Consider the following 13109-nt stretch of genomic DNA (forward strand, 5'->3'; position numbering starts at 1 on the left):
TCTTTTACCCGGGCTCAGGCCGCCGACTCGGCGGCAGGCTCCTGCGGGTCGCTGTCCCGGTTGTCGTTCGCGGCGAGATCGGCCTCGAGCGCCTTGAGCTCGGCGGCCTTGGCCTCCAGCTCCGCCTCCAGGGCGAAGGGCTCGCCCAGCCGACGCTCGTAGCCGGGCAGCCGCGCCTCGGCCTCCGCCAGGGCTCGCCGCTCCTCGGCCAGTTCCACCTCGAACCGGTCGAGGGCATATTCCAGCCGGGAGATCAGCCCCATCGGCGTCAGATCGCCGTCGAGCCGGACCGCCTGCTCGGTGCCGGTGCGCTCGATCCAGACCTCCAGGTCGTAGCTCTCGCCCCTGAACCGGCTCTTACCCTCCATCTTGATCTCGAAGCCGCCGAGGGTGCCCAGAGTCCATTGCCCCTCCTGCCGCGCCCGCTCGGTGAGCCGGATGCGGCTGAGCAGCGAGCCGCCGGCCACCTTGCGGTCATCGAACACCTTTTCGCCGGCCGTGAGCCGGAAGGCGTCGCCCCGGGTCGAGACCCGCGCCGCGATGTCGTGTTCGATCTGGCCGATACGGGTGCTGGCACGGGCGATGGTGCTCCGGGCGGCATGAATCTGCCGGCGGATCGCGTGCTGGTCGTCGAAATGGGCCGACTGCAGCCGCTCCAGCCGGGCCAGCTCGGCCTCCAGCCCCGCCTTCTGCATCAGACGCTGGTCGCCCGAGGCCAGCGCCTTGGCCAGAGCGAACTGGCTCGCGCTGTCCGCCACGTCCTCCAGCCGGCGGATCGAGCGGTCGCCGCCCAGCGCCGCCTCGATGAACCGGGCCTTGCGCTCCAGCAGCTGCCAGTTGGTCGCGTCCACGCTGCCGAGCGTGGCATAGGCGTAGATGTCGATCTCCTCGTTCTGGTTGCCCTGCCGCTCGATCCGGCCCTCGCGCTGCTCGATGTCGGACGGCAGCCAGGGCACGTCGAGGTGGTGGAGTGCGGCCAGGCGCTGCTGCGCGTTCACGCCCGTGCCCATGGTCTGGGTCGAGCCGAGCAGGATGCGCACCCGGCCACTGTTCACGTCGTTGAACAGCCCCTGCTTGGCCGCGGCCTTCTTGTAGTGCTGCATGAAGGCGATCTCGGACGCCGGCACGCCGAGGCGGATCAGCTCCGAGCGGATCCACTCATAGGCCGAGAAGCCCCGCGTCGCCGCGGCGTTCTCCGTGCCGAGGTCGGAGAAGATCATCTGCGCCGCCCCGGTGACAGGGTAGGTCTCGCCGGTCAGCGGGTTGCGGTAGGTGTTGTCGCGCGTCTCCCGCCAGATGCGGTGGACATTGCGGACCAGGTTGTTGAGCTTGTTCTCCGGCTCATTGTCGTTGCCCGGCAGCACGAAGCGCAGGTCGATCGCGGCATGTCGGCCATCGGTGATGACCGAGAGCAGGATGTCGTCGCCCTTGTTGGGCTTGCCCTTGCGCTCCTTGATCGCGTCGATCCGCTTGGCCAGGATCTTCTGGTAGGCCTTGAAGGTCGGGCTCGCGGGCGAGGTCAGGATTTGCCGCTTGCCGGTGCGGATCGCCGGCAGTTTGGCGTAACCGCGCAGGTCGGTCTTGCTCACCACGTCCGCGACCGAGCGGAACATGGCGATCAGGTCGGCCACGTTGACGAAGTTGGCGAAGCGCGTCACCGGCTGGTAGTTGCCCGAGGGCTGCAGCTCCAGCTCGGTCACGGTGTCGCCGAAGGTGCTCGCCCAGGCGTCGAACTCGTGCAGGCCCCGCTCGGCCAGGGCGTCGGGCTGCATGAAGCGCTGCAGGCTGAACATCTCGCCCATCGTGTTGGTGATCGGTGTGCCGGAGGCGAGGATCAGGTTCCGGAAGGGCTGGGTCTGCGCGATGTAGCGGGACTTGGCGTAGAGGTCCCAGGCGCGCTGCGAGCCATCCGGGCTGATGCCCTTGAGGCTCGCCATGTTGGTCGCGAAGCTGAGCTTCCTGAACTCCTGCGCCTCATCGACCACCAGCTGATCGACGCCGATCTCGCCGATGGTGAGCATGTCGTCCTTGCGGGTGGCGAGCGCCTCCAGCTTTGCCTCCATGCGCTCCTTCAGCCGCTCCAGCCGCTTGCGGGTGATGCGATCGTCGGCGTCCACCTTCTCCAGCAGGTCGACGTAGCTCTGGATCTGCGCGTCGATCAGCCCCTTCTCGAACTGCGCCGGCGCCGGGATGAACTTGAAGGCCGAGTGCGTGATGATGATGCAGTCCCAGTTGCCCGTCGCGGCGCGGGCCAGGAAGCGCTGGCGCTTCTCCTTCACGAAGTTGGTCTCGTCCGCGACCAGGATCCGGGCATTCGGGTAGAGCAGCAGGAACTCGCGGCTGGCCTGGGCCAGGCAGTGGCCCGGCACTACCATCATCGCCTTGGTGATGAGCCCGAGCCGGCGTTGCTCCATGATCGCCGCGGCCATGCTGAAGGTCTTCCCGGCGCCGACCGCGTGGGCGATGTAGGTCGAGCCCGTGCTGATGATGCGCCAGATCACCCGCTTCTGGTGTTCGCGCATCGAGATGATGCTGGACGCACCCGGCAGCTGCAGGTGGCGCCCGTCGAAGGCGCGCGGGACGAGGTTGTTGAAGCGGTCGTTGTAGATGCGCGCGAGCCGGTCGGCGCGGTCGGCATCCTGCCACACCCAGCGCTCGAAGGCCGACTTGATCCTGGCCAGCTTCTCCTTGGCTGCCTCGGTCTCGGCCGGGTTGATCTCCCGGCGCTCCTTCCCGTCCTCCATCCAGGTGTCGTAGATCTGCGGGATGGCGGCATTCAGCGCGTCGTCCAGCAGATAGCCCGCGTGCCGCCGCTCGGTGCCCCATTCGGAGGTGGCGGCAGCGTGCCCGTCGAAGGCATGGACGTTGAACGACCAGGAGGCGATCTCGACGGTGTGCCGGATCTGCACCGTGATGCCCATCTGCTCGGCGACGAAAGCCTCCACCACATCGGCCGGCATCCAGGGAGCGCCGAGCCGGGCGGTGATGTCGGAGGGCTTCAGGTCCTCCGGCTGCACGGCCCGCAGCGCCGGGACGTTGCGTCCGTAGCGCGGATCCACGGCCGCGGCGGCCTCGGCGACGACGAGCTTGGTGCGGACCGAGCCGGACAGGTAGGCGTCCGCCGTCTCCCAGACCTCGATCCCCTCCGTGGTGAGGGCCGGGTTCAGGAACACCGCGTCGCCCAGCTCGGCCAGGGTCTCCTCGCGCGAGCGGCCGATCAGCTCCGCGATGCGGTCGGGATCGACATGGCCAACCTCATGCAGGGTGACGGCGAGCGCGTCGGCGGCCGAGGTGATGACTGGCTCGACAGGCGGATGGATCACCCGCTGGGTGAAGATCGGGCCCTGCTTGGCCGTGTCGGCGTCCTCGTCGTAGTCCTCGATCGAGGCGACAAGCCAGCAATCGGGGTCGTCGAGGAAGGGCGCGAGGTTCGGCCGCCGCACCGTCTCGCTCACCTCGCCCGTTTCCTCATCCGTGCGGGTGGTGATCCGGGCCTGGTTGATGGGCCCGAACTGCCGGACGAAGCTCTGGTAGGCGGCCCGGAGGCGGATCTGCGCCTGACCCCAGGGCTCGTTGGCCTCCTGCGCCCGCAGCACCGCCCGCACCGCGTCGCGGATCGGGATCAGGCCGCGGATGATCCGGGCGTGCTTGGCAAAGATGCCCTCCTTGTTCGTGGCCGACTTGACGGCGACCGGCACAGGCTGGCCGTCGATGACCTGCATCAGCTCGCCGCCGAGCAGGACGTAGCTCCCCTCCTTGGTGGTCGCGCCCTCGGCGGCGGTGCCCACCACGATGCGGGGCGCCTTGGCCCTCGGCGCGGCAGCCGACTCACTGACAGGGATGCGGGCCGCCGTGCTGACCACCTCCAGCGCGCGGCCGAGCGCGGCCTCGGTATCCACGCCGCCGCGGGCACGGCAGGTATAGGTCGGGCCGAAGGGGCTGCTGGTCCGGGCGTGCTCGCCCAGCACCATCTCGGGGTGCTCGGCGAAGTACCGGTTCACGGCGAGCGCGTCCTCGCCGTCCTCGGCGGGGACCACCTCGCTCATACCCTCCCATGCGGCGCCTCCTGGCTCCTGGCCGGGGCGGCGCTTCTGCAGGAACAGGATGTCCACCACGACCTCGGTGCCGGCGGCGGCCAGCATCGCGCCCTGCGGCAGTCGCACCGCGCCGATCAGGTCCGCCATGGCGCCGATGTGCTCGCGCGCCACGGAGGACGTCTTGTCCATGGTCCAGCGCGAGGTTACGAACGCCGCCACGCCGCCCGGCTTCAGGCGCTCGACCGAGCGCGCGATGAAGTAGTCGTGGAGGCTGAGGCCCAGCTTGCCGCTCGGATCGTCGGCCCGCACGGTGCGGTCGGAGAACGGCGGGTTGCCGATCGCCAGGTCGAAGCTCTCGGCGAGCCGGGCCTTGGTGAAGTCCTCGGCCCGGATCCAGGCATCCGGAAACAGGCGCTGGGCGATGCGGGCGGTGACCGGGTCCGCCTCGATGCCGGTCAGGCTGGTCTTGCTCGCCAGGGCGTCCGGGAGGAGCGATAGGAACAGGCCCGTGCCGCAGCCGGGCTCGAGGACCGAGCCGCCGGCGAAACCCATGCGGGTCAGCGCCTGCCAGATCGCCCGCACCATGAACTCGGGCGTGTAGTGGGCGTACTGCGTCGCCCGGGCGAGGCCGGCGAGCTCGGCCGGTGTCACCAGCTGCTCCAGCTCGGTCCCCATCTCCTCCCAGCCGGCACGGAACGCCTCGCCCGCCCGGCGGAACAGCGTGTTGGCCAGTTCCGAGGCCCCGAAGCCGGTGAACCTTGCCAGCCGGGCCTGCTCTTCGGCCGTTGCCGGCCGGTCCTCGGCCTCGATCTCCTGCAGCAGCCGGATGGCGGCGAGATTGTCGGCGGCGCGGCCTTTCCAGGTCGGGGCGAGCGCTCGGTCGCCCGTCAGGCGGTAGTTGCGGGCGACCGGCTTGCTGGGCGCGGGCGCCAGGACGGGGGTGTCGTCCTCCGGCACCGGCACGCGGTCGCGCAGCGAGCTCGGGCTGCCGGGCGGAGCAGACAGTGCGGTGCTGTCGAAGAGCGAGAACTGCAACAGGCTGGAGCGGGCCTTGGCCATGGAAACCTCGTGCGCAGCGCGCAGCACCCGGCGCCCGACTGCCGGGGCAGACGGGGGACCGAGAGCGAATGGCGCGGATGGATGGAGGGCGTGCGGAGGCACGCCGGGTCTCACGGACCCGGCGCGCGCTCAGGCGGGGGTGTGGACTCTGGCGGGCGGCGCGGGGTGGCGACCCGGGGCCGCTACGGCCGGCCGGCGTGTCGCTCGATCAGCGCCCGCTCGATCGGATCGACCAGGGCCAGCGCCTGCCGGTGCAGGGGCGAACCCTGCCGGGCGCGCGCGGCGACGTGCCGCCAGGCGTCCAGGTCATCGGGGAAGGTGCCCTCACCAGGCTGGGGATCGTCGAGGCGCTGCAGCTCGATCCGGCGGCGTCCGCCGTCATCGACCCCGCAGCCTGAAATCACCCAGCCCTCCCGCCGGGCCGCGGCCTCATCGAACGGGGTGGACTCTGCTGACGGCCGCATCATCACTGCTGTGGTCATCGGGCTCTCCTCTGCTGTTCCCTGACCCCTCCTCCGCAGGCGGCGCGGGTGGCCCGGCACCATTGCCGGCGAGCGGCCCTGCCCGGTGCGGGACGCGGCCCGTCAGGGCTGCGGCCTAGCCGGGCTGGGTTGCGACGGCGGCGATGGAGCGCAGCGGTGCCGGGACAGCGGCGATGCCAAAACCTTTCTCCGTCCAGCTTCCTTCTTGATGCTGTCCAGATTCCATCAGGCTGGCCTCAGGAAGAGATCTGTCTGGATGAGACGTCGGCCCTCGCGGAGAATGCGGACCATGGCTCCATAAGCGGGGGTGGCGATGGCCTTGCGATAGCGCTTCTGCCCGGCCTTGCTGTCGTTGCCGCCCCAGAGGCTGAGCCACCGCATCCGGCCGTCCTCACCGAGCGCACCCTGGAGCAGGAAGTGAGCACGACCTTTGACCGGCATCTCCACCTGGATGTGACCGCGTTGGTAGGGGGGATCGCCGAGCCGGGTGATGCGGGCTTTGAGCCCCGCCCCGACCAGCGCGCCCAGCATGTTGGGCACCGAGAACGGGTCGGCCCGCACCTCGGGCGGCAGCGGCACCCGTCGGCGCCGTACCGCCGGGTCGGGGTCGAAGGCCTGCGGCCGGGGCCGGGCGAAACAGGAGGCAGAGGCGACCGGCTCGACCCACAGGTCGGCCATGGTGGGCGGTGCGTTGGAACGCCGCGCCCACCTGGCCTCGGCCAGCATCCAGGTGCGCTTGCCGGGCGCGAGGCTGATCCGCTCGGCGCAGGCGTCGAACTGCCGCTTGAGCCGGATCTGCATCTGCCACTCGGCCTCCGGCACTGCGGCCACGGCACGGGCGAGGGTCCGCAGGCGGTGCTCGAAGTCGTCGCGTGTCACCGGCTCGCGGCCGGGCACGCGCGGCCCCTGCAGCAGTTCGCGGGCGCGTTCCCGGATCTCGCCCCGGGTCATCACCACCTCGACGGTCGCGATCTCGTCCGCCCGAAGTGGTCCTTCCACTTGCCCTATCAGGGGCAGGCCCGGGCCAGTGCAGTGGAGGAAGTGCTGGCCCGCAATCGGGTTGTAGGCACCCTCGATCACCCGCCCGTCGCGCAGCGCGAGGCGCAGGCGCGAGCGCTCCTCTTGGCCGTCGAGAGGATGCGGCGCGGACTCCGGCAGCACGTCCGGCAGATCGTCCCAGTCCATAGCCGCGCTCATGCCGGCCCCGCCGCCTCGCCGAAGGCGCCAGCCGGCATCTGCCAGCGGGCCGTGCGGATCGGCCCGAGCCAGCGCGGCGCGACCGCCTTTGCCACGAGGCCGGGTTGAGCCAGGGCAGCCGGATAGGGAGTGCCGCGATCGGCGAGGTCGCGCACGGAGCGGGCGCGCTGGATGGTGCAGCCGAACTGCTGTTCGTAGCCGGCATTGCGCTCGAACCAGGCCCGCTCGATATGGCGGATCGTCGCGCAGAGCGAGGGCGTGCCGAAGATGCACGTCATGCAGCTCAGGCGGCCGAAGCCGAGCTGATAAGGAATGGCGGGCACCACGCCGTGCCGGGCCAGGATGTCCCAGACCATCCCCTCGGACCACGCATGCACAGGGCGCCAGTGATCGACGTAGCGCCGTCGCCGCGTGCCGTCACGGGTGTCGGTGCGGTGCCGCTCGGCGACGGCGTAGCGGGCCCGCGTCGGGCTTTCCTCCGCACGCTCGCCAGTCACGACCAGGGTGCGGGTGCCGAGGAAGCGCTCCTGCGCCCGGATCAGCGTGTCCATCACGCCGATCTTGAGCGCGGCCGAGCACCAACGGACGGACAGGTCGGTCGAGACCTGGGGAAAGCGCAGCCGGGTGTTGCGCGGGCCGTCGCCGCCCCGTGTCTCCAGACCGTGCGGCGTCTCGAACACGATCGGCGCCGTGGCCGCGTCCTGGCGCAGCATCTCACGCAGGAATCCGCCTTCGCGCCAGGAGAAGTAGATCGGCAGGCCGAAGCTGTCCGCGAGCGCCTGGCAGTAGGGCGCGCTGCTGGGCCAGTCCATGAAGGACGGACCACGCCCGTCCACCTCATGGTGGTGCAGCTCGATGCGGGCCGGATCGGCGCCTGCCTCCAGCAGGGTGAGCAGGCAGGCCACGCTGTCCTTGCCGCCCGATAGGGCGACAAGGATGTGGTCGTAGGCCGAGAGCGGCAGTGGCGGATCGGTGTCGCGCATCACGCGGCCTCCGCCACGTCGCTGGACGCGGCGCTCTCCTCGCCGTCGGCGGTATCCTCGGCCTCGGCGTAGTCGGGATGGAAGGCGAGCAGGTAATCGGCGATGCGCTGCGCGTCGGCGGCGGCGCGGAAGATCTCGCGCTTGTCCTCCTTCAGCTTCCTGGCCCAGCTCGCGACATAGCTCGCGTGGTTTGGGATGTCGCACGGCAGACCGAGCGTCCCGCCGATGAACACCGATGCGAGTTCCGCGCGCAGTTCTTCCTGCGCGTAAGCTGCCGAGCCGAAGCGTCCTGACAGGTCACGGTTCAAGCGATGGCTCGCACCTGACCAGTGCGCGGCCTCATGCAGCGCCGTGGCGGCGAAGTCCTCGGCGCTGTTGAAAGCCGCGGGATCCGGCAACTGGATGAAGTCGAGGCTTGGGCTGTAGAATGCGCGGTCACCGCCGAACCGCACCACGGCCTTGCTGTTGGCGAGGATGATGTCAGCCGCCTCGGGACGGCGCCATGGCGTCTCGGCCGTATCGGGCCGCACATAGGCCGGAATGCCCTCGATCTGCGATCCGTTGAATACCGTGTACGCGCGCAACATCGGGATCGCCTTGGTGCGATCCTCGGCGTCCGGAGCAGCGTTGCGGTCCTCCACCAGCATGCGCTTGAAGAAGAACACTGTCGTGCCGCGCTCGCCCTTGCGGACCTGCCACCCACGATCGGACGCCTGCTTGTAGGAGCAGAAGCGGGGATCGCCGCCGAGCGCGAAGCTGGTCATCGCGAGGATCAGTGTGTTGATCCCATGGTAGCGACGGCCGGTCGTGGCGTTGACCGGCATGCCTGGTGCGCCGTTCTTCCACGGCTGCTGCCAGGGACGGGTGCCAGCTTCCAGCGCGGCGACGATGCGATCCGTCACCTCCTGGTAGTGGTCGCGACGGTCGGTGAACGGCTTGCCGCTGCGGTGCCTCATCATCGGTGTTCCCTTTCCTCTTTCGGAACACCTCCTCGGCCACCGACGCCTGGCCTCGCGGGGCAAGGGCGCGCGCAGCGCGGGCCGCAGGCCTTACCTTGCCGCGCGAGGATGGCGGCGGTAGCCGATCCCCTCTCACCTCATCTCTGCCGCTTTCCCTCTCACCCTGCCGCGCTTTCGCCGCCCGACCAGTCGGGCGACTTCACCGAGAGCGCGACCGCAACGTTGCGCACCCAGATGGGCGTGTTGGACAGCATGAAGCTCTCGCCGCTCCAGGCGAGCAGGAGGGTGGTGCCCATCGTGCTCGCGATGGCAGCCGCGGCGTCGGGCGGCACGGCATTGCCGATCCGTTCGCGCCAGTCGGCATCGGACAGGCCGTCAAGCTCGAGGTACTCCTCGGGGTCGACCAGGCTCTGCAGGGCGGCGAGCTCAAGGGTCGAGAACGGCCGGTGCCAGGTGCCGTCCAGGCTGCGGATCCGGGCCACCACCCGGTCCGTAGTGTCCGGCAGCCGGGGATCAGCGACACTCCAACGGCCATTGTCATAGCCGGCCGCCGAGGATACGGCGCCGGTCGAGGCGCCCCAGGGCACCACGCCGTAGTGGCCGGCGCCGTAGTAGTTGTCGCCCGGTGCGCGCTCCATGCCGGGGCGTGGGTCGGCGACGGCGAACGCGCCATTGCTGGGCAGGCTCTCGCCGGCCACAGTGCCGGCCCGCTCCGTCCAGGGGATGACCCCGAGCGCGCCGGAGCGGCGCTCCTCCGGACGCGGGTCAGCCACCGCGAAGGCGCCGTTGCCGGTGCCTGAGGCACTGATGACCGTCCCGGACTGATCCTCCCAGCCGGTCACGCGGTACTTGCCATGGCCGCCATAGGCAGAGGTCGCACGCGGGTCGGCCACCACCATGGCACCGCCCGAGGGGTGGTGCGCCCCGGTCACCGTGCCGCTCCGCTCAGCCCAGGAGGTGACGCGCAGCACGGTGCTGTGGGTGTTCTCCCCATAGGCGGTGCGCGGATCGGCCACGGCGAGGCCGCCCGCGCTCGGGCCAGTGCCGCCCGTGACGGTCGGCGACACGTCGCGCCAGCGCACCACCCGATAGCAGTTGTTGAACTTGGCCTCGCCGCCATGGCGTGGGTCCGCCACGGCATAGGCGCCCTGCCCCGGCGCCTGCGAGCCAGCGATGCAGTGCGCGGTGTCGCCCCAGCCTTTCACCCCATACTGCTGCCCGTCCTTCCACTTCTCCGAGGAAAAGAACCGCGGGTCGGCAACCGAATAGGCGCCGTTGGTGGGCGAGCTGCGCCCGGCCACGGTGCCGCAGGGCTCGTCCCAGGGCCGCACGCCGAGCACACTGGCCCGCCAGTCGTCCGGCACGAGCGCGAAGTCGCGCAGGTGCCCGTCCTCGATCGCCAGCTTGGCGAGCGAGCGCCAGTCGCTGCCGGCCTCGACGAAGGCGAGCCGCACCCAGGTCTGCCAGCGCAGGCTGGGGATGCGGTGCATCGGCCCGCCCAGGCCGGAGCCTGGCAGCGGCATGCGGCCGAGCACGTCGCCGACCGAGCGCAGTGGCCGGTGCGGCGGCTCGTACAGAAAGGGCGGCACCTTCTCGCGGTGCCGCGCGACCAGCAGGAAGCGCTTGCGTGACTGCGCGAGTCCTCCCAACCGGCCGCAATCGTGCGTCGTCTCGGCCACCTCGTAACCGTAGCTGCGCAGCAGACCGCAGATGCGGTCGAGCAACTGCCGCCCGCGTGTCTGGATGCGGGGCACGTTCTCGAAGATGATGAGCTCGGGCAGGTCGGATGCAAATGCCTCCAGCGTCAGCCAGATGCCGCGCAGCGTCAGCCGGTTCAGCGCCTGGTACTTGGCGCTCTGCGACTTGCTCTCGGACAGCAGGCCGCTGAAGCCTTTGCAGGGCGCGGACAGGAAGACGATGTGCGGCCGCTCATGGCCAGCCGCGGCGTGGATGTCGGCCGTGGTCGCCTCGCGCCAGTCGCGCGGCGGCTCGCACCCGTGGAACGCGCGATACTGCTCGCGGTCGAACAGGTCGAGCACGGTGCCCTTGACGCCGGCCAGGCGCTCGAAATCGCGCATCGCGCCCGGGTCCACGTCGATCCCGCCGAGGCAGCGGAACTGCGCGACCATGTTGCCGACGCGTGCGCTGCCGGCGTTGAAGCCCCTGGCGCCGCCGCCCAACCCGGCGAACAGGTGGAAGTGCCGGATCTCGCGGCGGTCGGTGAGCGAGTGCGTCTGCATCGGGGTCTCTTTCGAGGGTTTCTGAACCCCTCCCCCGCGGACGCCCCGGGACTGCCGGGGCAAGGGCGCGCGCAGCGCGGGCGGAGCCCTCGCCCTTGCGGCGGCGGGCCTGGGGTGTCAGGCGTCTCCCCTCCTCACCCCTTCCCGCTTGCTTTCCCCGCTTCAGGCAGCCTGCAGCCACGCCGATGCCGAGCGATGGCGCATGGTCTTACGAAGCGGTGTCTGCGTCGCGGAGCTCCGCATTGGCTTCGGTTTGAGAAGCCGTGACCAGCGCAGCTTGGGCACGAAAGCGTTGTTGGTGTTGCGCCGCCGCGCGCCGCTGTTCCAGCTGCGGCCGCCCGCAGGGCCTTCGCATTGCCAACCCGCAGCTCTGAGGCTGGTGCCTTCCTCGTCCTCACGGATGTAGGTGATGATCTTGCTGAAGCCGCGCCGCTCGGCTTCGCGCGCCGCGTAGCCGTAGAGCTGCGAACACGCGCACCAGCGGAGCTGCGGCGCGGTGTCGCGCCGGATGCACAGGCGGTTCACCTCGACCCAGCCGCGATGCATGTAGGCGCGGGCGACGGGATTGCCGACCGAGACGACGCCGATCTGCGTCCGGCCGTTGAAGATCGCTGCGCCGAAGCGCCAGGTCACCGGCGGCGGGCAGTGTGCGTGGTGGTCGCGCACGAAGGCCTGCATCGTTGCGAACTGCACCGGCTCGACAGTGAGACGGAAGTCCAATACGGGCGGACTGCATTGGTTGTCGTAGAGCCGGCGCAGACGGAAGCCGGTCAGCTCCTCGGCGCCGAGGTGGCGCAGCAAGCCGGTTGCCCAATCGGGATCGTCGGCCATTTCGGCCACCAGCTGCTCATGGCGCGCGGAACAGCAGGTCTCCATCATGAATTCATGGCTGCTCCAGATTTCCGCGATCTCCAGCACCTCCGGCTGGCCGCACCAAAGGCAGGCCGGCCGGGTCACGGCTGCACCACGATGAAGTCGGTGTCATTGCTGAGCGACCGCAGAGCGTCGGCGACCTGCTCGTGCTCGGCCGCCTCGCCCTCCAGCTGCCGCGACAGGCTTGGCTCATGGCCCATCACCGCGCGGAGCGCCTGCGCCTTTTCGCGCAGGGTCTCCTCCGCGGTGTCCATCGCGCTCGCGGTGACGACTGCCATGCGGATGTTCGGCATCGGATTGCCCGGCACCTGCAGCCAGAGCAGCAGCTCCGCAAGCGTGATGTTGAACACCTCCCGGTCCTGGTCCTTCAGCGCCTGCAGCAGCAGGTGCATATGTTCGTTCGGGCAGATAGCCATGGATCGTCCTTTCAGCCGCACGCATGCGGCAGCGTCTGCTGCCAACGGCAGGTTGGGCATTCGGGAAGGAGGCGGAGGTCAGGCCGTTGTGGCGGGCTCGGCGAAGTCCGGATGCAGGATGGGCAGGTCCTCCATCGGGACCGCATCGCAGTCGAAGAGGACGTATTCGCAGCCACGCTGCCGCGCGAGGCGGAACACCGCGGCGAGATCGGCGGGGATCGCCTCCCCGGGCTCCTCGTCGGCGTAGATGAACCAGCCGTAGCGCATGCCGCCGGCCAGCACGACCTGGGCACTCGGGCCGAGGCTGCGCACCACCTCGTCCGTGGTCTGGGCGTCGAGCCAGGTCCAGGTCTCCGGTGAGAGATGACCGCTGGACAGGTCGAGGAAGGAGCGGATCACCGGCGCGCTCCCTCACGGTGCCCGGCGTGCGACACGGTCGGTAGCCGCTCCGGGGCTGCGGCGATCCGGCTCTGCAGCCAGTGCTCGGTGTCGAGCCAGCCGACCGTCTCACGGCGGCCGAGGTCGAGGAGGTGGGCGCCGCCCCCAAAGCCGTCGAGACGGCCCCGCGAGCAGGTCAGTGCCCAACGGAAGCCCCAGAGGCCCTGAAGATCGAAGGCCTCGGCGCAGCGGAGCACGAAGTCAATGACGTGCTCGGGGTCACCGGAGCCGTCTGCGCCCAGGAAGACCCCGTCGGGTGAGAGATCCGGATGATGGTCTGCGTCGAAGCCCAGGGTCTCGCCCTGCTGGTCCTTCTGATCCTGCATCACGCGGTAGATCGCGAGCGCAGGCTCGATGTTCTCGGCTTTGCCGAGCGGCAAGTGGCAGGAGAACAGGGTAAAATAGTTGGCCATGGTGGTTCTCCA

At 70.0% G+C, this 13109-nt stretch carries 10 protein-coding genes; all 10 read right to left on the reverse strand.

Translation table 11 applies throughout. The annotated features are described in order from the left end of the window. Positions 1-14: 14 nt before the first annotated feature. The 10 genes from QMO56_RS19015 to QMO56_RS19060 all read right to left on the reverse strand — a co-directional run bounded on the left by QMO56_RS19015 (position 15) and on the right by QMO56_RS19060 (position 13097). Positions 15-5096, reverse strand: a complete 5082-nt coding sequence (locus QMO56_RS19015; RefSeq protein WP_283528336.1) for a DEAD/DEAH box helicase family protein — start codon at positions 5094-5096, stop codon at positions 15-17. A 182-nt stretch (positions 5097-5278) separates the two neighbouring features. Beyond that, positions 5279-5578 carry a hypothetical protein gene (locus tag QMO56_RS19020; RefSeq protein ID WP_283528338.1) on the reverse strand — a complete coding sequence of 100 codons (300 nt, stop codon included), beginning with the start codon at positions 5576-5578 and terminating at the stop codon, positions 5279-5281. Between the two features lie 225 nt (positions 5579-5803). Continuing rightward, positions 5804-6775, reverse strand: coding sequence for a hypothetical protein (locus tag QMO56_RS19025; RefSeq protein ID WP_283528340.1), 972 nt, complete (start codon positions 6773-6775; stop codon positions 5804-5806). Further along, positions 6772-7758: a phosphoadenosine phosphosulfate reductase family protein gene (locus QMO56_RS19030; RefSeq protein WP_283528342.1), complete on the reverse strand. Its 987-nt coding sequence runs from the start codon at positions 7756-7758 to the stop codon at positions 6772-6774. The genes QMO56_RS19025 and QMO56_RS19030 overlap by 4 nt, the downstream gene beginning before the upstream one ends. After that, positions 7758-8717, reverse strand: coding sequence for an ArdC family protein (locus tag QMO56_RS19035; protein ID WP_283528344.1), 960 nt, complete (start codon positions 8715-8717; stop codon positions 7758-7760). Before QMO56_RS19035 ends, QMO56_RS19030 begins: the two co-directional genes overlap by 1 nt. Before the next feature lie 158 nt (positions 8718-8875). Then, positions 8876-10957 (reverse strand): DNA cytosine methyltransferase, encoded by a 2082-nt coding sequence (locus QMO56_RS19040; protein WP_283528346.1) that lies wholly within the window; start codon positions 10955-10957, stop codon positions 8876-8878. Between the two features lie 162 nt (positions 10958-11119). Continuing rightward, complete coding sequence (locus QMO56_RS19045; RefSeq protein WP_283528348.1) at positions 11120-11875, reverse strand: XF1762 family protein; 756 nt, start codon at positions 11873-11875, stop codon at positions 11120-11122. 35 nt (positions 11876-11910) lie between these two features. Continuing rightward, complete coding sequence (locus QMO56_RS19050) at positions 11911-12246, reverse strand: hypothetical protein (protein WP_283528349.1); 336 nt, start codon at positions 12244-12246, stop codon at positions 11911-11913. Between the two features lie 78 nt (positions 12247-12324). Continuing rightward, complete coding sequence (locus QMO56_RS19055) at positions 12325-12645, reverse strand: hypothetical protein (RefSeq protein WP_283528351.1); 321 nt, start codon at positions 12643-12645, stop codon at positions 12325-12327. Beyond that, the gene (locus QMO56_RS19060; protein WP_283528353.1) at positions 12642-13097 is read right to left on the reverse strand and encodes a hypothetical protein; all 456 of its coding nucleotides are present in this window, start codon (positions 13095-13097) and stop codon (positions 12642-12644) included. The genes QMO56_RS19055 and QMO56_RS19060 overlap by 4 nt, the downstream gene beginning before the upstream one ends. Positions 13098-13109: the final 12 nt, after the last annotated feature.

Source organism: Roseomonas sp. E05, from assembly GCF_030063475.1.
Taxonomy (GTDB): domain Bacteria; phylum Pseudomonadota; class Alphaproteobacteria; order Acetobacterales; family Acetobacteraceae; genus Pseudoroseomonas.

What these genes read in the sequence shown, in the direction of transcription:
- QMO56_RS19050 (WP_283528349.1), bottom strand. Translation starts at nt 12,246, where the DNA reads ATGGCTATCTGCCCGAACGAACATATGCACCTGCTGCTGCAGGCGCTG.
- QMO56_RS19020 (WP_283528338.1), bottom strand. Translation starts at nt 5,578, where the DNA reads ATGACCACAGCAGTGATGATGCGGCCGTCAGCAGAGTCCACCCCGTTC.
- QMO56_RS19040 (WP_283528346.1), bottom strand. Translation starts at nt 10,957, where the DNA reads ATGCAGACGCACTCGCTCACCGACCGCCGCGAGATCCGGCACTTCCAC.
- QMO56_RS19025 (WP_283528340.1), bottom strand. Translation starts at nt 6,775, where the DNA reads ATGAGCGCGGCTATGGACTGGGACGATCTGCCGGACGTGCTGCCGGAG.
- QMO56_RS19030 (WP_283528342.1), bottom strand. Translation starts at nt 7,758, where the DNA reads ATGCGCGACACCGATCCGCCACTGCCGCTCTCGGCCTACGACCACATC.
- QMO56_RS19035 (WP_283528344.1), bottom strand. Translation starts at nt 8,717, where the DNA reads ATGATGAGGCACCGCAGCGGCAAGCCGTTCACCGACCGTCGCGACCAC.
- QMO56_RS19015 (WP_283528336.1), bottom strand. Translation starts at nt 5,096, where the DNA reads ATGGCCAAGGCCCGCTCCAGCCTGTTGCAGTTCTCGCTCTTCGACAGC.
- QMO56_RS19060 (WP_283528353.1), bottom strand. Translation starts at nt 13,097, where the DNA reads ATGGCCAACTATTTTACCCTGTTCTCCTGCCACTTGCCGCTCGGCAAA.